General features: G+C 60.0%; 17 protein-coding genes. 12 read left to right on the top strand and 5 right to left on the bottom strand.

The annotated features are described in order from the left end of the window. Positions 1-44 precede the first annotated feature (44 nt). Positions 45-1973 (top strand): transglycosylase SLT domain-containing protein, encoded by a 1929-nt coding sequence (locus QYH43_RS10725; protein ID WP_095059428.1) that lies wholly within the window; start codon positions 45-47, stop codon positions 1971-1973. 111 nt (positions 1974-2084) lie between these two features. Here QYH43_RS10725 and QYH43_RS10720 read toward each other — a convergent pair whose 3' ends face one another. Then, the gene (locus QYH43_RS10720) at positions 2085-3872 is read right to left on the bottom strand and encodes an ABC transporter transmembrane domain-containing protein (protein WP_177408838.1); all 1788 of its coding nucleotides are present in this window, start codon (positions 3870-3872) and stop codon (positions 2085-2087) included. A 247-nt stretch (positions 3873-4119) separates the two neighbouring features. Between QYH43_RS10720 and QYH43_RS10715 the strand changes: the two genes are divergently transcribed. After that, a complete protein-coding gene (locus tag QYH43_RS10715) occupies positions 4120-4299 on the top strand; it encodes a PA1571 family protein (protein WP_095059427.1) in 180 nt (59 codons plus the stop codon). 112 nt (positions 4300-4411) lie between these two features. On the opposite strand, the gene pdxB is transcribed toward QYH43_RS10715, so the two are convergent. Then, entirely contained in the window at positions 4412-5554 is a 1143-nt protein-coding gene (gene pdxB / locus QYH43_RS10710) for a 4-phosphoerythronate dehydrogenase PdxB (RefSeq protein WP_301157031.1), read from the bottom strand. A gap of 241 nt (positions 5555-5795) precedes the next feature. Between pdxB and QYH43_RS10705 the strand changes: the two genes are divergently transcribed. Further along, on the top strand, positions 5796-7145 hold the full coding sequence (locus tag QYH43_RS10705) for an MATE family efflux transporter (RefSeq protein WP_095059425.1): 1350 nt from the start codon (positions 5796-5798) through the stop codon (positions 7143-7145). A gap of 47 nt (positions 7146-7192) precedes the next feature. On the opposite strand, the gene tusA is transcribed toward QYH43_RS10705, so the two are convergent. Then, positions 7193-7444: a sulfurtransferase TusA gene (gene tusA / locus QYH43_RS10700; RefSeq protein WP_095059424.1), complete on the bottom strand. Its 252-nt coding sequence runs from the start codon at positions 7442-7444 to the stop codon at positions 7193-7195. A gap of 607 nt (positions 7445-8051) precedes the next feature. Further along, positions 8052-9125 carry a 23S rRNA (cytidine(2498)-2'-O)-methyltransferase RlmM gene (rlmM, locus tag QYH43_RS10695; protein WP_095059423.1) on the bottom strand — a complete coding sequence of 358 codons (1074 nt, stop codon included), beginning with the start codon at positions 9123-9125 and terminating at the stop codon, positions 8052-8054. A 222-nt stretch (positions 9126-9347) separates the two neighbouring features. Between rlmM and acnA the strand changes: the two genes are divergently transcribed. The 3 genes from acnA to QYH43_RS10680 all read left to right on the top strand — a co-directional run bounded on the left by acnA (position 9348) and on the right by QYH43_RS10680 (position 14680). After that, positions 9348-12089, top strand: a complete 2742-nt coding sequence (gene acnA / locus QYH43_RS10690) for an aconitate hydratase AcnA (RefSeq protein ID WP_301157030.1) — start codon at positions 9348-9350, stop codon at positions 12087-12089. A 128-nt stretch (positions 12090-12217) separates the two neighbouring features. Beyond that, entirely contained in the window at positions 12218-13009 is a 792-nt protein-coding gene (locus QYH43_RS10685) for a CPBP family intramembrane glutamic endopeptidase (protein WP_095059421.1), read from the top strand. A 105-nt stretch (positions 13010-13114) separates the two neighbouring features. After that, complete coding sequence (locus QYH43_RS10680; RefSeq protein ID WP_095059443.1) at positions 13115-14680, top strand: PAS domain-containing methyl-accepting chemotaxis protein; 1566 nt, start codon at positions 13115-13117, stop codon at positions 14678-14680. A gap of 187 nt (positions 14681-14867) precedes the next feature. Here QYH43_RS10680 and QYH43_RS10675 read toward each other — a convergent pair whose 3' ends face one another. Beyond that, positions 14868-15542, bottom strand: coding sequence for an alpha/beta fold hydrolase (locus tag QYH43_RS10675; protein ID WP_095059420.1), 675 nt, complete (start codon positions 15540-15542; stop codon positions 14868-14870). Positions 15543-15628: 86 nt separating this feature from the next. Between QYH43_RS10675 and ccoN (QYH43_RS10670) the strand changes: the two genes are divergently transcribed. The 6 genes from ccoN (QYH43_RS10670) (at position 15629) to ccoO (QYH43_RS10645) (ending at position 21352) form a co-directional block, all read left to right on the top strand. Further along, positions 15629-17053 carry a cytochrome-c oxidase, cbb3-type subunit I gene (ccoN, locus tag QYH43_RS10670; protein ID WP_095059419.1) on the top strand — a complete coding sequence of 475 codons (1425 nt, stop codon included), beginning with the start codon at positions 15629-15631 and terminating at the stop codon, positions 17051-17053. Positions 17054-17063: 10 nt separating this feature from the next. Beyond that, complete coding sequence (gene ccoO / locus QYH43_RS10665; protein WP_301157029.1) at positions 17064-17672, top strand: cytochrome-c oxidase, cbb3-type subunit II; 609 nt, start codon at positions 17064-17066, stop codon at positions 17670-17672. Positions 17673-17675: 3 nt separating this feature from the next. Continuing rightward, positions 17676-17870: a cbb3-type cytochrome c oxidase subunit 3 gene (locus tag QYH43_RS10660; RefSeq protein ID WP_095059418.1), complete on the top strand. Its 195-nt coding sequence runs from the start codon at positions 17676-17678 to the stop codon at positions 17868-17870. Further along, positions 17867-18820, top strand: a complete 954-nt coding sequence (gene ccoP, locus QYH43_RS10655; protein WP_095059417.1) for a cytochrome-c oxidase, cbb3-type subunit III — start codon at positions 17867-17869, stop codon at positions 18818-18820. Before QYH43_RS10660 ends, ccoP begins: the two co-directional genes overlap by 4 nt. A 481-nt stretch (positions 18821-19301) precedes the next feature. Then, entirely contained in the window at positions 19302-20744 is a 1443-nt protein-coding gene (gene ccoN / locus QYH43_RS10650; protein WP_095059416.1) for a cytochrome-c oxidase, cbb3-type subunit I, read from the top strand. Further along, positions 20744-21352, top strand: a complete 609-nt coding sequence (gene ccoO, locus QYH43_RS10645) for a cytochrome-c oxidase, cbb3-type subunit II (RefSeq protein ID WP_009042961.1) — start codon at positions 20744-20746, stop codon at positions 21350-21352. The genes ccoN (QYH43_RS10650) and ccoO (QYH43_RS10645) overlap by 1 nt, the downstream gene beginning before the upstream one ends. Position 21353: the final 1 nt, after the last annotated feature.

Here is a 21353-nt window from a genome sequence, read left to right as displayed (position 1 = left end):
GGGCCCGACCCGCACTTGTCATGTTTTCTCTGCCTGGACGTCTCATGCGCAGTCGCCTTTTCAATCTATTGTCCTGTTTTTTACTCACAGCCACTGCGATTCAATCCGCCCAGGCGGTGGACCTGTCCACCCAACGCCAGTATTACGATGAAGCCAAGCGCGCCTTGGCCAAGGGTGATACCGGGCCGTACTTCCGGTACAGCCAGGCGCTCGCCGATTATCCGCTGGAACCCTATCTGGCCTACGACGAACTGACCGCACGCCTGAAAACCGCAAGCAACGCCGAAATCGAGAAGTTCCTTGCCGAGCATGGCGACCTGCCACAAGCGAACTGGATGAAACTGCGCTGGTTACGCTGGCTGGCCGACCGCGGCGACTGGGCGACCTTCGTCAAGTACTACGATCCGAAAATGAATTTCACCGAACTGGATTGCCTGAATGCGCAATACCAGATCAGCCACAATCTCAAATCCGAAGGTTACGCCAACGCCAACAAGCTCTGGCTGACGGGCAAATCCCAGCCGGAAGCCTGTGACTCGCTGTTCAGCATGTGGGCCGCCGAGGGGCAACTGACCGAGCAAAAACGCTGGGAACGCGTCAAGCTTGCCGCCCAGGCGCGCAACTATCCGCTGGCCAACAGCCTGGTCAACGGCCTCTCCACCCTCACCCCACGCGGTCGCTTGCTGATCGACGTGGCGCAGAAACCGGAACTGCTCAACCAACCATCGCGATTCACGCCAGCCGATGAAGCCATGGCCGACGTGGTCAGCCTCGGCCTGCGTCGCCTGGCCCGTCAGGACCCGGACAAGGCGATGAACCTGCTCGACGGGTACGCCAGCAGCATGCATTTCTCTCGGGATGAAAAAGTCGCGATCGCCCGTGAAATAGGGTTGACCCTCGCCAAACGTTTCGACGGTCGCGCCCTGAACGTCATGACCAAGTACGACCCGGAACTGCGCGACAACACCGTGTCCGAATGGCGCTTGCGTCTGCTTCTGCGCCTGGCGCATTGGGACGATGCCTATCAATTGACCCGCCGCGTGCCACAAGAACTGGCCACTACCAATCGCTGGCGCTACTGGCAGGCCCGCAGCCTGGAACTGGCGCAACCGCAGAACCCGGAAGCCCAGACCCTCTATCGGGCCGTGGCTCGCGAGCGTGACTTCTATGGCTTCCTCGCTGCGGATCGCTCGCAGTCCCCGTACTCGCTGAACAACAAACCGCTGGTGATGAGCCAGGCACTGATCAACAAAGTGCGTAATACCCCCGGTATACGTCGCGCCCTGGAGTTCCACGCTCGCGGGCAAGTCGTCGACGGTCGCCGCGAGTGGTACCACGTCAGCCGCCACTTCAGCCGTGACGAGATGGTTGCCCAGGCGAAACTGGCTTACGACCTGAAATGGTATTTCCCGGCCATTCGCACCATCAGCCAGGCGCAATACTGGGACGATCTGGATATCCGTTTCCCGATGGCCCACCGCAACACGCTGGTGCGTGAAGCGAAGAGTCGCGGCCTGCATCCGAGCTGGGCGTTCGCCATCACTCGCCAGGAAAGCGCCTTCATGGAAGATGCCCGCTCCGGGGTCGGCGCCTCGGGCCTGATGCAACTGATGCCCGCCACCGCCAAGGAAACCGCCCGCAAGTTCAGCATTCCCTACAGCTCGCCACAGCAACTGTTCAACCCGGACAAGAACATCCAGCTCGGCGCCGCGTACCTGAGCCAGGTGCACAGCCAGTTCAACGGCAACCGCGTCCTCGCCTCCGCCGCCTACAACGCCGGCCCGGGCCGCGTGCGCCAATGGCTGCGCGGGGCCGATCACTTGAGTTTCGACGTGTGGGTGGAAAGCATCCCGTTCGACGAAACCCGTCAGTACGTGCAAAACGTGCTGTCGTATTCGGTGATCTATGGTGAGAAGCTCAACTTGCCGCAACCGATCGTGGATTGGCACGAGCGGTATTTTGATGATCAATAATCGGTAATGCCGGTTACAAAAAATGCCCACATCAATCGATGTGGGCATTTTTTATTGGATGGCAATGAAGTGAAGATCAAAAGATCGCAGCCTCGTTTCTCTCGACAGCTCCTACAGGTGGAGATCCAATTCTGTCTTATCGTTGTTGAACTGCAACGCCGCCAACCGCGCATACAGCGCATTACTGGCGATGAGCTCCTGATGCGTGCCCACCGCCACCAGTTTTCCTTGATCCATCACTGCAATGCGGTCGGCGTTTTTTACCGTGGCCAGGCGATGGGCGATGACCAGGGTGGTGCGGTTTTTCATCAAGCTTGGCAAGGCTTGCTGGATCAGGTGTTCGCTCTGGGCATCGAGGGCGCTGGTGGCTTCATCGAGCAACAGAATGGGTGCATCGACCAACAGCGCCCGTGCGATGGCGAGTCGTTGGCGCTGGCCGCCGGACAAACCGAGCCCGCCATCACCCAGGTGGGTCTGATAACCGTTGGGCATGGCCTCGATAAAGTCGTGCGCATAGGCAATTTTTGCCGCGTTCTGAACCTCGGCCAAGGTTGCCGACGGGTTGCCGTAGCGGATGTTCTCTTCGATGCTGCCGAAAAACAGCGCCGGGGTTTGCGAGACCAAGGCGAAACAACGACGCAAGTCCAATGGATCAAGCTGTGTGAGGGGCACGCCATCGAGCAAAATACGCCCGTGAGCCGGGTCGTAAAAACGCAGCAGCAGGTCATACACCGTCGATTTGCCGGCACCGGACGGCCCGACCAAAGCAAGGGTTTCACCGGCGTTGATCGTCAGACTCAAGCCATCGACGGCATAACTTTCGGGTCGCGACGGGTAGGAAAAACGCACATCCTGCAGGATCAAGTCGCCCTTCACGCGCTCGGGCAAGCTCACCAGATCGGTCGCTGGTGGCTGGATGATGTTTTCCGAGCGCAGCAACTCGGCAATCCGCTCCGCCGCCCCGGCCGCGCGCTGTAACTCGCCGATCACTTCACTCAAGGTACCGAACGCGCTGCCGACGATCAGGCTGTAAAAGACAAACGCCGCCAGCTCACCCGCCGAAATTCGCCCGGCAATGACATCCATGCCACCCACCCAGAGCATCACCCCGACCGCGCCCAGTACCAACACAATCACCAGGGTGATCAGCCAGGCCCGCTGAAAAATGCGTTTACGTGCCGTGTCGAATGCCTCTTCCACAGTCACGGCGAAACGACGTTCGTCCTGAGCCTGATGGTTATAGGCCTGTACGGTTTTGATCTGGCCGAGGGTTTCGGAAACATAGCTGCCGATGTCGGCAATCCGATCCTGACTCAGTCGCGACAGATTGCGCACGCGGCGACCGAAAATCAGGATCGGCGCGATCACCAATGGCAAGGTCACCACCACGATACTGGTGAGTTTGGGGTTGGTGATAAACAGCAGAACGATCCCGCCGATGACCATCAACAGATTGCGCAAAAACAGCGACAGTGAAGAACCGATGACCGATTGCAGCAGCGTGGTATCGGCGGTCAATCGTGACTGGATCTCGGAGCTGCGGTTGTCTTCGTAGAACCCCGGATGCAGGTAAATCAGATGGTTGAACACCTGCCGACGAATGTCGGCGACACAGCGCTCGCCGATCCACGACACCAGGTAAAAACGCGCAAACGTGCCGACCGCCAGCCCCATCACCAAGAGCATGAACAAACCGATGGACTGGTTGAGCAGATGTGGCGACTGGGTCATGAACCCTTGATCCACCAACAATCGAATGCCCTGCCCCATGGACAGGGTGATGCCCGCGGTCACGATCAATGCGAGCAACGCACCGAACGCGTGCCATCGATACGGCACGATGAAACGACTGGCCAGGCGAATTGCACGGCGGTGACGGGCAGAGAGCATCGCAATCATCCAGAACATTGAGTCAAGGGTTTCAGCCTACACCGCGCCATTGAAAGCGCTGCGTAAATCACAATGAGTGAGGTTAATTATGTCGACAGCGACTAGAGCCTAGATGCTATTGGTCTAAAGTTCGGGTAGCCATCCGAGGGCATTTCTGGTGGACTGGCTCTACCGTCCGGAAGATCGTCGCAGGTTGTCACAGCCCGGTCACCTGGCGGTTCTACAGTCACTAAACAACCTGATGAGGAGACAGGCCATGTCCTTGCAAAACAGCAGCGATGACAAGATTCAAGTGATCCGCACGCAGCCAGACCAGTCCCTGGGTTGCTCGATTATTGATGAAAATGGCCGCGAAGTACCGATCACTGAAGAAATGATCCAGCAAGCATGCAGCGAACTGGAAAAGCGATTGGTCAAGCCTGCCGAACAACAGTGATATAGCCACCGTCTTCTTGGCCCGGCCCTAGTTGGCCGGGTTTTTTATGTCTTTTACTCAGGACTGTGGCGCCCTTCGCAAGCCTGCTCGCGAAGGGCGCCACCACGGTCGATCAGATTGCCGTTGCCCCCAACGCCGCCACAATCCGCTGCAACACCGGCGCATCCCCTTCGATCCGCACCTGTAATCCATCGATCTCACGGCGCGACGGATAATTCTTGCGCAGCCTATCGAACGCCGCACGCTGCTCGGTGACACTGCCTACAAGGCTGCGGCGGAAATCTGCATCGTCGCGGCGCGGGTCGTACACGCCACGGCACAGCATCGCCAACGTCCAGGCCGGATCGCTTTGTGCATTCAAGGTCACGTGTGACAACCACGGTGCCGGCAGCAAATCACTCAAGCTGACCTGGGCCGGTTGCCCGAGGAAGTCACAATACGCCTGGTAGATCTGCGCCGTGCCACGTTGCTTGCCATCGAGGCTGTAACCGGCAATGTGCGGCGTCGCCAGCACACACAGTTCGGCCAGCGCGACATCGACCTCGGGCTCGCCTTCCCAGACATCGAGCACCGCTTGCAGGTCTTCGCGCTCCAGCAACACATTGCGCAGGGCGGAGTTGTGCACCACCGGACCGCGACTGGCGTTGATCAGCCATGCACCCTGGCGGAGTCGCTTCAAACGTTCTTCATCGAACAGATGCCAGGTCGATTGCGAGCCTTGCTTGGTCAATGGCGTATGCAGGCTGATCACATCGCATTCGGCGACGATCTGTTCCAGGCTGACAAAATCGCCGCCTTCCGCAGCTTGCCGAGGCGGGTCGCAGACCAGCACTTTCCAGCCAAGACCTTGCAGGACCTTGACCAGTCGCCCGCCCACCTCACCGGCGCCGACCACGCCATAAGTACGCTGGGTCAGGTCGACGCCTTCGATTTCGGCCAGGGTCAGCAGGCTGCCGAGCACGTAGTCAACCACACCGCGGGCATTGCACCCCGGGGCGCTGGACCACGTGATGCCGGCCTGATCAAAGTACTTCAGATCCAGATGATCGGTGCCAATGGTGCATGTGCCGACAAAACGCACCTTGCTGCCTTCCAGTAACGCGCGGTTGACGTTGGTCACCGAACGCACCAGCAGCACATCGGCCTGCTCGACGGTAGCGCGGTCGATCGAACGCCCCGGCACCCGGCGGATTTCACCGAAACCTTCAAAAAACGCATCGAGCAGGGGGATATTTTCGTCGGCAACAATCAGCATGGCAGGCTCCTTTGGCGGACCGGCAGTGTAGGCGTAGATGGCCATACTGAGCCAGTGAGCATTGCACATCCCTCGCCACAGAAACCGGGTTTACAAATCCGCAACACGGGTCTTTTCCTGACCGCCGCGTCAACGCGTAGAATGCGCGCCTGTGCATCAACACTTTTTGGACGTTTCGCCATTGAATCCTGCAACTCAAAACACCATCACCCTTGATACCCCGCGCACGACGCCCGTACGCATGGAGCTCAAAGGCCTGCTCAGCCTGGCTCTGCCGATCATGATTGCGCAACTGGCCACCACGGCCATGGGCTTCGTCGATGCCGTGATGGCCGGCCGCGTCAGCCCGCGGGACCTTGCCTCGGTGGCGCTGGGCAACTCGATCTGGATTCCGGTCTACCTGTTGATGTCTGGCGTTCTGCTGGCCACTACACCCAAGGTCGCGCAACGCTTTGGCGCCGGTCACCTTGACGAGATCGGCCCACTGGTGCGCCAGGCATTGTGGCTCGCCCTGTGTGTCGGTTTGATCGGCAGCGGCCTGCTGCTCGCCGCCGAACCGATCCTGCACTGGATGAAAGTCGATCCGCAGTTGATCGAACCGAGCATGGGTTACCTGCACGGGATCGCCTTTGGCTTGCCGGGCATGGCGTTCTATTACGTATTGCGCTGCTACAGCGATGGCATGGGTCGCACCCGCCCGAGCATGGTCATTGGCTTGTGCGGGCTATTGCTGAACATCCCGCTGAACTACACCTTGATCTATGGCCATTTCGGTGCACCGGCCCTGGGTGGCGTCGGGTGCGGCTGGGCCAGTGGCATCGTGATGTGGTTCATGGCGTTGAGCATGGCGGCTTGGACCTTCTGGGCTCCTTTTTATGCACGCACGCGTGTGCTGGTGCGCTTCGACCGTCCGAAGTGGGCCGTGATCAAGCGCTTGATCAGCATTGGCCTGCCGATCGGTATTGCAGTCTTCGCCGAGTCCAGCATCTTCGCGGTCATCGCCCTGCTGATCGGCAGCCTCGGCTCGACCGTGGTGGCCGGGCATCAAATTGCCCTGAACATCAGCTCGCTGCTGTTCATGATTCCTTACTCGCTGGGCATGGCGGTGACCGTGCGGGTCGGTCAGGCACTGGGGGCCGGAAATCCGTATCAGGCGCGCTTCGCAGCGAAAGTCGGGCTCGGCGCGGCACTGGTGTTCGCGGCCTTCTCGGCGGCCCTGATTCTGCTCCTGCGCGAACAAATCGCCTCGATCTACACGCCTGACAGGGCCGTGATCCAGATTGCGTCGATGTTGATTGTATATGCCGCGCTGTACCAGTTTTCCGATGCCATCCAGGTGATTTGCGCGGGCGCGCTACGTGGCTATCAGGACACTCGGGTGACGATGATCCTGACACTGTTCGCGTATTGGGGCATCGGCCTGCCAGTCGGCTACGTGCTGGGACTGACCGATTTGTTCGGTCCGGCGAGTGGCCCGAACGGGCTGTGGGAAGGGTTGATTGCCGGCCTGAGTTGCGCGGCGCTGATGCTGTCGATTCGACTGACGCGCAGTGCACGCAAACGAATTCGACTTAGCCACTCGGCGGGGTGATCGCACAGACAAAAAGACCTGCTTTCGCAGGTCTTTTTTTGTTTGCGTCAAACGGACTTCTTGCGGATCCAGTACAGATAGGTGCCCGCCTCTTCGTGCTGCCCCACCAGTTCATGGTCGAGAAACACGCAGAACTTGGGAATGTCGCGACGGGTCGACGGGTCAGTGGCGATCACCTTGAGCAGGCCGCCAGGCACCAGGTCACGGATGTGCTGGTGCAGCATCATCACCGGTTCCGGGCAGTTGAGGCCAGTGGCATCGAGGGTGCCGTCTACCGGCGTATCAAGCATTTCACTCATGATTAACTCCTGAAACTGGCCGACATTGTCGCGCATTGCCGGGTACTCGGTCATCTCTGGCATAACGCCAGCTTTTGTAGGAGCTGGCTTGCCAGCGAAGGCGTACTGTCAGGTACGCCCTGCCAAATGTGCCACCGCGTTCGCCAGCAAGCCGGCTCCTACAGATCATTCATCGTCCGTCGACTCATCGTTGAACGGAACTTCACCTTCTTCTGTAGGAGCTGGCTTGCCAGCGAAGGCGTACTGTCAGGCACCACGCTGTCAAATGTGCCGCCGCCTTCGCCAGCAAGCCGGCTCCTACAGATCATTCATCGTCCGTCGACTCATCGTTGAACGGAACTTCACCTTCTTCTGTAGGAGCTGGCTTGCCAGCGAAGGCGTTCTGTCAGGCACCGCCCTGTCAAATGTGCCGCCGCCTTCGCCAGCAAGCCGGCTCCTACAGGTTATGCATTGTCCGTCGACTCATCGTTGAACGGAACTTCACCTTCTTCTGTAGGAGCTGGCTTGCCAGCGAAGGCGTACTGTCAGGTACGCCCTGCCAAATGTGCCACCGCGTTCGCCAGCAAGCCGGCTCCTACAGGTTATGCATTGTCCGTCGACTCATCGTTCAGCGGGATTTCGGTTTCTTCACATCCAGCCGGCGCAGGTGACAGGTCACTTCTTCGCGGTCGTGGTACAGCTGCTTGCAACCGATCTCGACCCGAATGCCCCGCGCCTTGAAGCCGTCGGCAATCCGTTCCAGCAAGCGTTTGACCTCGGCATAGCGCTGCTTCATCGGCAGCTTGAGGTTGACCACCGCTTCGCGGCAATGCCCGTCGCCGATCCACTCTTCGAGCATGGCGGCGTTGCGCGCCGGTTTCTCGACGATGTCGCAGACCATCCAGTCCACCGGCTGCTTGGGCTTGAAGGTGAAACCGTCGGCCATCAAGTGCTGTACAAGGCCGGTGTCCATCAGGCTTTCAGCCATCGGACCGTTATCAATGGCAGTGACCAGCATGCCGCGGTTGACCAATTGCCAGGTCCAGCCACCCGGCGCAGCACCGAGGTCGACGCCCGTCATGTCACCGTGCAGGCGCTCGTCCCACTGGTCACGCGGGATGAAGTGGTGCCACGCCTCTTCCAGCTTGAGCGTCGAACGGCTCGGCGCCTCGCGAGGAAACTTCAAACGGGGAATGCCCATCGGCCACATCGCCGAGTTGTTCGACTCCGCCAGCCCCATGAACACTTCGCGACCACTTTTGAACGTCAGCAACAAACGCGGCTTGTGTGCGTCTTCCACCAGTTTGCCGGCGGCCATCAGCGCTTTGCGCAAGTGCACTTCGAATTTTTTGCAGAAGTTCGACAGCTCTTTGCCATCGTTGGTGTCGACCATCTCCAGCCACAGGCTGCCGCACAGCGGAAAGTCGGCCATGTGCGCGAGGATCACGCTGATACGGTCGGTTTCCGGCAGATCAATGAAAATTCCCCGGGCCCACTGGCGCGGGAAGATCAGATCGGCGAAACGCTGACCACGCATCAGGCGCTCGGCACCGTCTTCTTCGGTGCAGACAAATTCGGCGCAGGCGCTGGCAGTCTTGGCCTTGGCATAACCGGCCACGTTCAAACGCGCGGCGAGGTCGGAAATCTCGGAACAGACTTCACCTTCGAAGCCTGGTCGGCAATGCATAAAAAGGGTGTTCATTCTTACTCCTGGGCAATGGCGACCAATTTCAGCCACTGCGCGATGCCCAGACTTGCTCTAAAGCAAAGCCTGTCACGAAAACCCGCGCATGATAGCCGAGTTCGGAACCTTGAACTTGCCCATAGAGTCCAGTTATTAGCCAGCTACTGAAAACAGGACTAGGTTTAAGGCTCTGCCCGTCCCCTCAGTCCGTAACCGTGCGGACTCACAGGAGTGATCGTAATGCTGTCCCTCAATAGCCTGAACGCTCTGAAAGAACTGCAAGTCGACGCCAAGACCTACCACTATTTCAGCCTGCCGGAAGCCGCCAAGACCCTGGGCGATCTGGACAAGTTGCCGATGTCGCTGAAGGTGCTGCTGGAAAACCTGCTGCGCTGGGAGGACGAAAAGACCGTCACCGGCGCCGACCTCAAGGCGATTGCCGCATGGCTCAAGGAGCGTCGCTCGGATCGCGAAATCCAGTACCGCCCGGCGCGGGTCCTGATGCAAGACTTCACCGGCGTGCCCGCCGTGGTCGACCTGGCCGCCATGCGCGCGGCGATGGCCAAGGCCGGTGGCGATCCGCAACGCATCAACCCGCTCTCCCCCGTCGACCTGGTGATCGACCACTCGGTGATGGTCGACAAATTTGCGACCAGCAGCGCCTTCGAGCAGAACGTCGACATCGAGATGCAACGCAACGGCGAACGCTATGCCTTTCTGCGCTGGGGCCAAAGTGCTTTCGATAACTTCAGCGTGGTGCCGCCGGGCACCGGGATCTGCCATCAGGTGAACCTGGAATACCTGGGGCGCACGGTGTGGACCAAAGATGAAGACGGTCGCACCTATGCCTTCCCCGACACCCTGGTCGGCACCGATTCCCACACCACCATGATCAACGGTCTCGGCGTCCTCGGTTGGGGTGTCGGCGGTATCGAGGCGGAAGCCGCGATGCTGGGGCAACCGGTGTCGATGCTGATACCCGAAGTGATCGGTTTCAAACTGACTGGCAAACTCAAGGAAGGCATCACCGCCACTGACCTTGTGCTGACAGTGACGCAGATGCTGCGCAAAAAAGGCGTGGTGGGGAAATTCGTCGAATTCTATGGTGACGGCCTCGCCGACCTGCCATTGGCCGACCGCGCGACCATCGCCAACATGGCCCCGGAATACGGCGCCACCTGCGGCTTCTTCCCGGTGGACGAGGTGACGCTGGACTACCTGCGCCTGTCCGGCCGCCCCGCCGAGACCGTAAAACTGGTTGAGGCGTACAGCAAGGCTCAGGGTTTGTGGCGCCTTCCGGGCCAGGAACCGGTGTTCACCGACAGCCTGGCGCTGGACATGACCAGCGTCGAAGCCTGCCTGGCAGGGCCGAAACGTCCACAGGACCGCGTTGCACTGCCCAACGTTGCGCAAGCGTTCAGCGACTTCACTGACCTGCAGTTCAAGCCCACCAGCAAGGAAGAAGGCCGACTCGAAAGCGAGGGCGGTGGCGGTGTCGCCGTCGGCAACGCCGATCTGGCCGGTGAAGCGGATTACCACTATGAAGGCCAGACCTATCGCCTGAAAAACGGCGCCGTGGTCATCGCCGCGATCACGTCCTGCACCAACACCTCAAACCCGAGCGTGATGATGGCCGCCGGGTTGCTGGCGAAGAAGGCCGTGGAAAAAGGCCTCAAGCGCAAGCCATGGGTGAAAAGCTCGCTGGCGCCCGGCTCGAAAGTCGTCACCGACTACTACAAAGCGGCAGGCCTGACGCACTACCTTGATGAGCTGGGTTTTGCCTTGGTCGGTTACGGCTGTACCACGTGCATCGGCAACTCGGGTCCGTTATCGGAGCCGATCGAAAAAGCTATCCAGCAAGCCGACCTGACGGTGGCATCGGTGCTGTCGGGCAATCGCAACTTCGAAGGGCGCGTGCATCCATTGGTCAAAACCAACTGGCTGGCCTCCCCGCCCTTGGTGGTGGCCTACGCCTTGGCCGGGACGGTACGGATCGACATCAGTCGCGAACCCTTGGGCGAGGACAAGGACGGCAACCCGGTTTATTTGCGGGACATCTGGCCGAGCAGCAAGGAAATCGCTGACGCGGTGAACCAGGTCAACACGGCCATGTTCCACAAGGAATACGCCGAAGTGTTTGCCGGTGACGAACAGTGGCAAGCGATCAAAGTCCCGCAAGCGGCGACCTATGTCTGGCAGGACGATTCGACCTACATCCAGCATCCGCCGTTCTTCGATGACATTGCTGGCCCGCCGCCCGTGGTCAAGGATGTCTCGGGGGCGCGGATCCTCGCACTGCTCGGCGACTCGGTGACCACCGATCACATTTCCCCGGCCGGCAACATCAAGGCCGACAGCCCGGCAGGACAATACCTGCGCGACAAAGGCGTGGAGCCACGGGACTTCAACTCTTATGGCTCGCGCCGTGGCAACCATGAAGTGATGATGCGCGGCACCTTCGCCAACATCCGCATTCGCAACGAAATGCTCGGCGGCGAAGAAGGCGGCAATACGTTCTACATCCCGACCATGGAAAAGATGCCGATCTACGACGCGGCCATGCGCTATCAGGCTGCGGGCACACCGTTGGTGGTGATCGCCGGCCAGGAATACGGCACCGGTTCAAGCCGCGACTGGGCGGCCAAGGGTACCAATCTGCTGGGTGTAAAAGCCGTCATCGCCGAGAGTTTCGAACGGATCCACCGCTCCAACCTGGTGGGCATGGGCGTGTTGCCTCTGCAGTTCAAGCTGGATCAAAACCGCCAGAGCCTGAACCTGACCGGCCGGGAAACGCTGGACATCCTCGGTTTGACCGGCGTCGAACTGACGCCGCGGATGAATCTGACCCTGGTCATCACCCGCGAGAATGGCACCCGCGAGCGAATCGAAGTGTTGTGCCGGATCGATACATTGAATGAAGTGGAATACTTCAAGTCAGGAGGGATTCTGCATTATGTGTTGCGGCAGTTGATTGCGTCGTAATCGGCAGTTGTTACAAACACCGCCTTCGGGCGGTGTTTTTGTTTGGACGCTACCCCGTACAATCGCGCCTTTATGTTCGCGAACATAATCCGTGCAGGCCCGCAAAATTTCGGACACAAGGATTTTCAATGCTCGCCCTGCCATGGACGCTTCTGGCCCTTCTCTCCCTCGGTTACGGCATGGCGCTGGCTTACGGCCACCTCAGTGGGTTCGCCGGAATCTCTGTCGCATTGCTCCTCATTGCCGGCCTTGCCGTTCGCCAGCAAAAACTCCAATTTGGCCGCTTTCTCGGTCACAGCCTGTTCATCTTCCTGGCCCTGGCCTTGGCGATGCACTGGTTACCGGGTTTCTATAACGGTCGTGTGATACCGCCCCAGCGTTTTACCGACGATGCCGTCACGTTCGCGATGCATTTGAATCTGGACAAGCCACTGATCGGCTTCTGGTTGTTGATCGCCTGTCCCTGGATCGTCTCCCGGCGTTCGCTGCGGGCTTCCCTCTCTGCAACTGTCGTGGCGCTCTTCTTGAGCGTCGTCCTCGCACTCGGAGGTGCGATGCTGCTGGGTGTCATCGCTTGGGCGCCCAAATGGCCGGAGCACGCCTGGTTATGGCTGCTGAACAATCTGCTCATGGTGACGCTGGTCGAAGAAGCGCTGTTCCGCGGCTACATTCAGGGCGGATTGAGCCGGTGCATGAAACATCTGCCCCAGGGCGAAAACCTTGCCTTGCTGCTGGCAGCATCGATCTTCGGCCTGGCTCATGCAGGGGCAGGATGGCAATGGGCGCTGCTGGCGACCCTGGCCGGCATGGGTTACGGCCTGGCCTACCGTTTTGGCGGATTGGCTGCGGCCATTGCCACTCATTTTGGCTTGAACCTGCTGCACTTCGGCCTGTTCACCTATCCGATGCTTGCGCGCTGACGCAAGGGTCATTTTGCGACGCACTGCCGACTATCAAAAAATAACCTCAATAAATGCCGGGAGATGCCGATACAGCGCTTGAAAGCCTTGCGGATTAAATATGCCATGCGTAACAACCAGCCCATTACCCAACGCGAACGGACCTTCCCGGCTCAGCAGCGGTTGATTTCCACCACCGATGCCAAGGGCGTGATCACCTACTGTAACGACGCATTCGTCGAAATCAGCGGGTTTTCCCGTGAGGAACTGATCCGTGCACCGCACAACCTGGTGCGTCACCCTGACGTCCCGTCGGCGGTCTTCGCGCACATGTGGGGCACACTCAAACAAGGCTTGCCATGGATGGGCATCGTCAAGAATCGCTGCAAGACCGGCGACCATTACTGGGTCAACGCCTACGTCACGCCGGTCTTCGATGGCAATCAGGTAATCGGTTACGAGTCGGTCCGGGTCAAGCCCACCGCCGAACAGATCCGCCGTGCCGAAGCGCTCTACCAACGCATCAACCAGGGCAAGTCAGCCATTCCCTCCTCGGATAAATGGCTGCCGGTTCTGCAGGACTGGCTGCCGTTTATTCTGGTCAGCCAACTGAGCTTCATGATTGGCGCGTCGCTCAACTCCCACTGGGGCTTCGCCCTGGCGGCCGGCCTCTCGGTGCCGCTGGGCCTGATGGGCTTGAGCTGGCAACAGCGCGGCCTCAAGCGCTTGCTGCGCCTGGCTGAGCAGACCACGTCTGACCCGCTGATTGCGCAGATGTACACCGACAGCCGTGGCGCCCAGGCACGTCTGGAGATGTCGATCCTCAGCCAGGAAGCACGCCTGAAAACCTGCCTGACCCGTCTGCAGGACACCGCCGAACACTTGACCGATCAGGCCAGACAGTCCGACGCCCTGGCGCACAAAAGCTCCAGCGGTCTGGAGCGCCAACGCGTCGAGACCGAGCAAGTGGCGACCGCCGTCAACCAGATGGCCGCGACCACTCAGGAAGTCGCCAGCCATGTGCAACGCACCGCCGACGCCACCCAGGAAGCCAATCGCCTGACCGGCCGTGGTCGTGACATTGCCGGGGAAACCCGCGAAGCCATCCAGCGCCTGTCGGTGGTGGTCGGTGAAACCGGCCAGACCGTGACCCAACTGGCCAAGGACAGCAACGAAATCGGTGGCGTGGTCGATGTGATCAAAGGCATCGCCGACCAGACCAACCTGCTGGCGCTGAACGCCGCTATCGAAGCGGCCCGTGCCGGTGAGATGGGTCGCGGCTTTGCGGTGGTCGCCGATGAAGTTCGTCAGCTGGCGCAACGCACCACCGAATCCACCGGGCAGATTCACGCGCTGATCGCCAAGCTCCAGCAAACCGCCGGCACCGCCGTGCAAACCATGGAAGCCGGGCATCGTCAGGCGGAAGAAGGTGTGGCGCGGGTGCTGGAAGCGGATCAGGCGTTGGTGGGGATCAGCGAGGCGGTGGCCAACATCACCGACATGACCACCCAGATCGCCGCTGCGACCGAAGAACAAAGTGCCGTGGCCGAAGAGATCAGCCGCAACATCAGCAATATCTCGGAACTGGCGGACCAGACCTCGGAACAGGCGCAGAACTCGGCGTTGTTGAGTGAAGAACTGACCCGCACGGCGAATACCCAGTACTCGTTGGTGGAACGGTTTAACCGCTAGGCCTTGATACCGCCATCGCTGGCAAGCCAGCTCCTACAGAGACCGCAATCCCCTGTAGGAGCTGGCTTGCCAGCGATGAGGCCCTGACTGCTGGCGAAAACTTTACTGAATAAACACCGCGACTTCCCCCGCCACTGACCAAAACACGATACTGCCTGGAAGGCCGCCTTCGCTGGCAAGCCAGCTCCTACAGAAACGCTGCAACCTTCTGCGCTGCAGCCGCCAAATGCTGCTCATGGGTAAACCCGGAAACCTTCAACGGTTTCAAATCATGATCCCCCGCCACCAGCCAGAACACCTCGATACTCGGCGATAGCGCATAACCCTCGACCGCCTCGCGATTGCCCAGCGCATCCCGCTCGCCTTGCACGATCAATGTCCGGGTTTTCAGGGAAGCCAAATGCTCGACCCGCGGTTTCTCCGGCTTGCCCACGGCATAAAACGGATAACCCAGGCACACCAACGCATCCGCCTTCAATTCATCGGCCAGCAAACTGGCCATCCGCCCGCCCATGGACTTGCCGCCAATGGCCAGCAACCCAGTGACATGGCGTCGCACCTGGGCATACACCTCGCGCCAGCATTCCAGCAGTTTCGGGGCCGGATTCGGTGGGCGTTTACTGCCGTCGACACGCCGCTGCGCCATGTACGGAAACTCGAAGCGCAACACGTTCACGCCTTGTGCCGCGAGGCGTGCAGCCATGTCGCTCATCCAGCTACTGTCCATCGGTGCGCCGGCGCCGTGGGCAAGAATCAGCGTCGCCGAAGCCTTGCCGGCAGCGGCATTCCACAGCCATCCATGATCCTGCACGCACTGCGCCCATTGATCCCCGTCAATACTGGCCTTGTGCTGTTTGTCCATGCTTGCCTCGCTTTTAGTCTGCCTATAACTCCAGGCGAAGGATGCGCCGTTTGCGCTCACTTCGGCTGAACCGTGGATGGGGAACCATGAACACTTCTATCAGTACCGCCTACAACTACAAGGTGGTCCGCCAATTCGCCATTATGACGGTGGTGTGGGGCATCGTCGGCATGGGGCTCGGGGTTTTTCTCGCGGCCCAGTTGGTCTGGCCCGAACTCAACTTCAATTTGCCGTGGACCAGCTTCGGCCGCTTGCGCCCGCTGCACACCAATGCGGTGATCTTCGCCTTTGGCGGCTGCGCACTGTTCGCCAGTTCGTTTTATTCGGTGCAACGCACCTGCCAGACTCAACTGTTCGCGCCGAAAATCGCCGCGTTCTGCTTCTGGGGCTGGCAACTGGTGATTCTATTGGCAGCGATCAGCCTGCCGCTGGGCTACACCAGTTCCAAGGAATACGCCGAGCTGGAATGGCCGATCGACATCCTGATCACCATCGTCTGGGTCGCCTACGCCGTCGTGTTCTTCGGCACGATCATGAAGCGCAAGACCAAGCACATTTATGTGGGTAACTGGTTCTTTGGCGCGTTCATCGTCACCGTGGCGATCCTGCATATCGTCAACAACATGGAACTGCCGGTCAGCTTCACCAAGTCCTACTCGCTCTACTCAGGCGCCACCGACGCGATGGTGCAGTGGTGGTACGGGCACAACGCCGTGGGCTTTTTCCTCACCGCCGGTTTCCTCGGGATGATGTACTACTTCGTGCCGAAACAGGCCGAGCGTCCGGTGTACTCCTATCGCCTGTCGATCGTGCACTTCTGGGCGCTGATCACCCTGTACATCTGGGCCGGTCCGCACCACTTGCACTACACCGCGCTGCCAGACTGGGCGCAATCGCTGGGCATGGTGATGTCGCTGGTCCTGCTGGCACCGAGCTGGGGCGGCATGATCAACGGCATGATGACCTTGTCGGGCGCCTGGCATAAGTTGCGCAGCGACCCGATCCTGCGCTTCCTCGTGGTGTCGCTGGCGTTCTACGGCATGTCGACCTTCGAAGGGCCGATGATGGCGATCAAGACCGTGAACGCCCTCTCCCACTACACCGACTGGACCATCGGCCACGTACACGCCGGTGCGCTCGGCTGGGTGGCGATGATTTCCATCGGCGCGCTGTATCACATGATCCCGAAAGTCTTCGGTCGCGAGCAGATGCACAGCATCGGCCTGATCAACGCGCACTTCTGGCTCGCCACCATCGGCACCGTTCTGTACATCGCCTCGATGTGGGTCAACGGCATCGCCCAGGGCCTGATGTGGCGTGCAGTGAACGAAGACGGCACGCTGACCTACTCCTTCGTCGAGACGCTGGTGGCCAGCCACCCTGGCTTCGTCGTGCGACTGGTGGGCGGCGCGATCTTCCTCAGCGGCATGTTCCTGATGGCCTACAACACCTGGCGCACCGTGCGGGCCTCGCAGCCTGCCGAAGCCGCCGCTGCCGCGCAGATGGTCTGAGGAGTCCGCCATGAAACACGAAACTATCGAGAAAAACGTCGGCCTGTTACTGCTGCTGATGATCCTGGCGGTGAGCATTGGCGGTCTGACCCAGATCGTCCCGCTGTTCTTCCAGGACGTAACCAATAAACCGGTGGAAGGCATGAAGCCCTACACCGCGCTGCAATTGGAAGGTCGCGATATCTATATCCGCGAAGGCTGCGTCGGCTGTCACTCGCAGATGATCCGGCCGTTCCGCGCCGAGACCGAGCGCTACGGCCACTACTCGGTGGCCGGCGAAAGCGTCTGGGATCACCCGTTCCTGTGGGGCTCGAAACGCACCGGTCCGGACCTGGCCCGTGTCGGCGCGCGCTACTCCGATGACTGGCACCGCGCGCACTTGTACAACCCGCGCAACGTCGTGCCCGAGTCGAAGATGCCGGCCTACCCATGGCTGGTGGCCAACCCGGTCGACAGCAGTCATACCGAAACCAAGATCAAGGCCATGCGCACTTTGGGCGTGCCGTACACCGACGAAGACATCAGCGGCGCCGTCGCTTCGCTCAGGGGCAAAAGCGAGATGGATGCCCTGGTCGCCTACCTGCAAGTGCTCGGCACTGCCATCAAGAGCAAGAGGTGAGCAATGTTTGAATTGAGCACCGGCATGATCCGCGGCCTTGGCACCGTCGTCGTGTTCGTCGCGTTCATAGGCCTGACCCTTTGGGTGTTCAACGGCAAGCGCGGCCCGGAATTCGCCGAAGCACGCCTGCTGCCCTTCGCCGACGAGCCGCAACCCGACACCACTGAACAACCTGCGACAAGGAGTACCCGGTCATGACCACCTTCTGGAGTACGTGGATCTGCGTACTGACCATCGGCAGCCTGATCGGCCTGACCTGGCTGCTGCTCAGCACCCGCAAGGGCGAAACCAAGGGCAGTGTCGACCAGACCATGGGCCACAGCTTCGACGGCATCGAGGAGTACGACAATCCATTGCCGCAATGGTGGTTCATGCTGTTCGTGGGCACCCTGGTGTTTGCCGTCGGTTACCTGATCCTTTATCCGGGCCTGGGCAACTGGAAAGGCATCCTCCCCGGTTATGAAAACGGCTGGACCGGCGTGCACGAGTGGGAAAAGGAAATGGCCAAGGCCGACGCGAAGTTCGGGCCGATCTTCGCCAAATTCTCCGCCATGCCCCTGGAAGAAGTCGCCAAAGACCCGCAAGCGCTGAAAATGGGCGGCCGCCTGTTCGCCTCCAACTGCTCGGTGTGCCACGGCTCGGATGCCAAGGGTGCATACGGCTTCCCCAACCTGACCGACAGCGACTGGCGCTGGGGCGGTAGTCCGGAAACCATCAAGACCACCATTATGGGTGGGCGGGTGGCCGCCATGCCGGCCTGGGGTGAAATCCTCGGTGAAGACGGCGTCAAGAACGTTGCCGCCTATGTTCGCCATGACCTGGCCGGCCTGCCGCTGCCTGCCGACAGCAAGGCTGACCTGCAAGCAGGCCAGCAGGCGTTCAACACCACGTGCGTCGCTTGTCACGGGGCCAAAGGCCAGGGCACTGAAGCGATGGGCGCGCCAAAACTGACGCACCCGGGCGGTTTCATCTACGGCACCGGCCTGACGCAGCTTGAACAAACGATTCGTCATGGCCGTCAGGGCCATATGCCGGCGCAGAACGAACTGCTCGGCAACGATAAGGTGCAGTTGCTGGCTGCCTACGTTTACAGCTTGTCTCACGCTGCCGGTTCCGAGCATTTGCTGGCGGAGGACAAAGCCGAATAAATCCTGACCGCTCTACTGCCGCATTCATCTGGATGCGGCAGCTCCCCCTCCCTTTGCGACGCATTGTCGCACCCTCATTGCATCTTCCTTTCGGTTCACCGGATTCGGGTCTAAGCTTGCTCCGATGCGGACCGGCGAGCACCGGTTGCAGGTCGACCTTAACCGATGTGTTCGATGCTTCTGCCCGATGACAGGCCGCAAAGGCCGGGAATACCGGCTATCGCGCCAATTGCCGTCGGTCAACCGGCCGTTGCGTTTGAACACACCCCGTTACATGCGACCTGAACCCCTCGCCTATTTCCTCCGCGAAGACATTTTGCCCTTGGGCAATTTTGTCCTTACGCGGCGCATGGAAAGGCCGCAGAATCAGCATTTGAAAGCATTGACCCACGTCATGGCGCGTTGCAATGACCCCCTGCTTTCTCCATACTTGCGGCCGATTTTTAATCCTAATAAAACACCCAAACCGTGGAACCTTAGAATGAGCACAGCAATCAGTCCGACTGCTTATAACTATAAGGTAGTCCGCCAGTTCGCCATCATGACGGTGGTCTGGGGGATCCTTGGCATGGGGCTCGGTGTCTTCATCGCCTCGCAACTGGTCTGGCCGGAGTTGAACTTCGGTCTGCCATGGACGAGCTTTGGACGCCTGCGCCCGTTGCACACCAACCTGGTGATTTTCGCCTTCGGTGGATGTGCACTGTTTGCCACTTCTTATTACGTCGTGCAGCGAACCTGCCAAACGCGACTGATTTCCGACAGCCTCGCGGCCTTCACCTTCTGGGGATGGCAAGCGGTGATCGTCGGTGCTGGTATCTCCTTGCCGCTGGGTTACACCACCAGCAAGGAATACGCCGAACTGGAATGGCCCCTGGCTATCCTGCTGGCCATTGTCTGGGTTACCTACGCTTTGGTGTTCTTCGGCACCATCGTCAAGCGCAAGACCAAGCACATCTATGTCGGTAACTGGTTCTACGGTGCCTTCATCCTCGTGACTGCGATGCTGCACATCGTCAACCACATATCGCTGCCGGTCAGCCTGTTCAAGTCCTACTCGGCCTACGCCGGTGCGACTGACGCGATGATCCAGTGGTGGTACGGCCACAACGCCGTGGGCTTCTTCCTGACCACCGGCTTCCTGGGGATGATGTACTACTTCGTGCCGAAACAGGCCGAACGTCCGATCTACTCCTATCGCCTGTCCATCGTGCACTTCTGGGCGCTGATCACCCTGTACATCTGGGCCGGTCCGCACCACCTGCACTACACCGCTCTGCCGGATTGGGCTCAGTCCCTGGGCATGGCGATGTCGATCATCCTGCTGGCTCCGAGCTGGGGCGGCATGATCAACGGCATGATGACCCTGTCGGGCGCCTGGCATAAGCTGCGCACCGACCCGATCCTGCGCTTCCTGGTGGTGTCCCTGGCGTTCTACGGCATGTCGACCTTCGAAGGTCCGATGATGGCGATCAAGACCGTGAACTCCCTGTCGCACTACACCGACTGGACCATCGGCCACGTACACGCCGGCGCCTTGGGCTGGGTTGCGATGATCTCGATCGGCGCGGTCTACCACATGATCCCGAAACTGTTCGGTCGTGCGCAGATGCACAGCACCGGCCTGATCAACACCCACTTCTGGCTCGCGACCATCGGTACCGTGCTCTACATCGCTTCGATGTGGGTCAACGGCATTACCCAGGGCCTGATGTGGCGTGCAATCAACGATGACGGCACCCTCACCTACTCGTTCGTCGAAGCGCTGCAAGCCAGCCACCCGGGCTTCATCGTCCGTGCCCTGGGCGGTGCATTCTTCGCCGCCGGCATGCTGTTCATGGCCTACAACGTATTCCGCACCGTACGTGCCTCGAACCCGGCTGATGCCAAAGCCGCCGAACAGATTGCCGTAGTTGGAGCTCACTGATGAAGCATGAAGCAGTCGAGAAGAATATTGGCCTGCTGGCCTTCTTCATGGTCATCGCCGTCAGCATCGGCGGCCTGACCCAGATCGTTCCGCTGTTTTTCCAGGATGTCACCAACAAGCCGGTCGAAGGCATGAAGCCTCGCACCGCCCTTGAACTGGAAGGCCGGGACGTTTACATCGCCAACGGTTGTGTCGGCTGCCACTCGCAGATGATCCGTCCGTTCCGTGCTGAAACCGAACGCTACGGCCACTACTCGGTCGCCGGTGAAAGCGTCTGGGACCACCCGTTCCTGTGGGGTTCCAAGCGTACCGGTCCGGACCTGGCCCGTGTCGGCGGTCGTTACTCCGATGACTGGCAGCGTGCGCACTTGTACAACCCGCGCAACGTGGTGCCTGAGTCGAAAATGCCGGCCTACCCGTTCCTCGTGGAAAACAAGCTCGACGGCAAAGACACCGCCAAGAAAATGGAAGTCTTGCGCACGCTCGGCGTCCCTTACACCGACGAAGACATCGCCGGTGCCAAGGATGCTGTGAAGGGCAAAACCGAAATGGACGCGCTGGTGGCCTATCTGCAAGGCCTGGGCACCATCATCAAAAGCAAACGGTGAT

Source organism: Pseudomonas sp. C32 (assembly GCF_030417915.1).
Taxonomy (GTDB): Bacteria; Pseudomonadota; Gammaproteobacteria; order Pseudomonadales; family Pseudomonadaceae; genus Aquipseudomonas.
The sequence above is the reverse complement of the archived record's forward strand: the minus strand, read 5'-3'. Positions and strand labels throughout refer to the sequence as shown.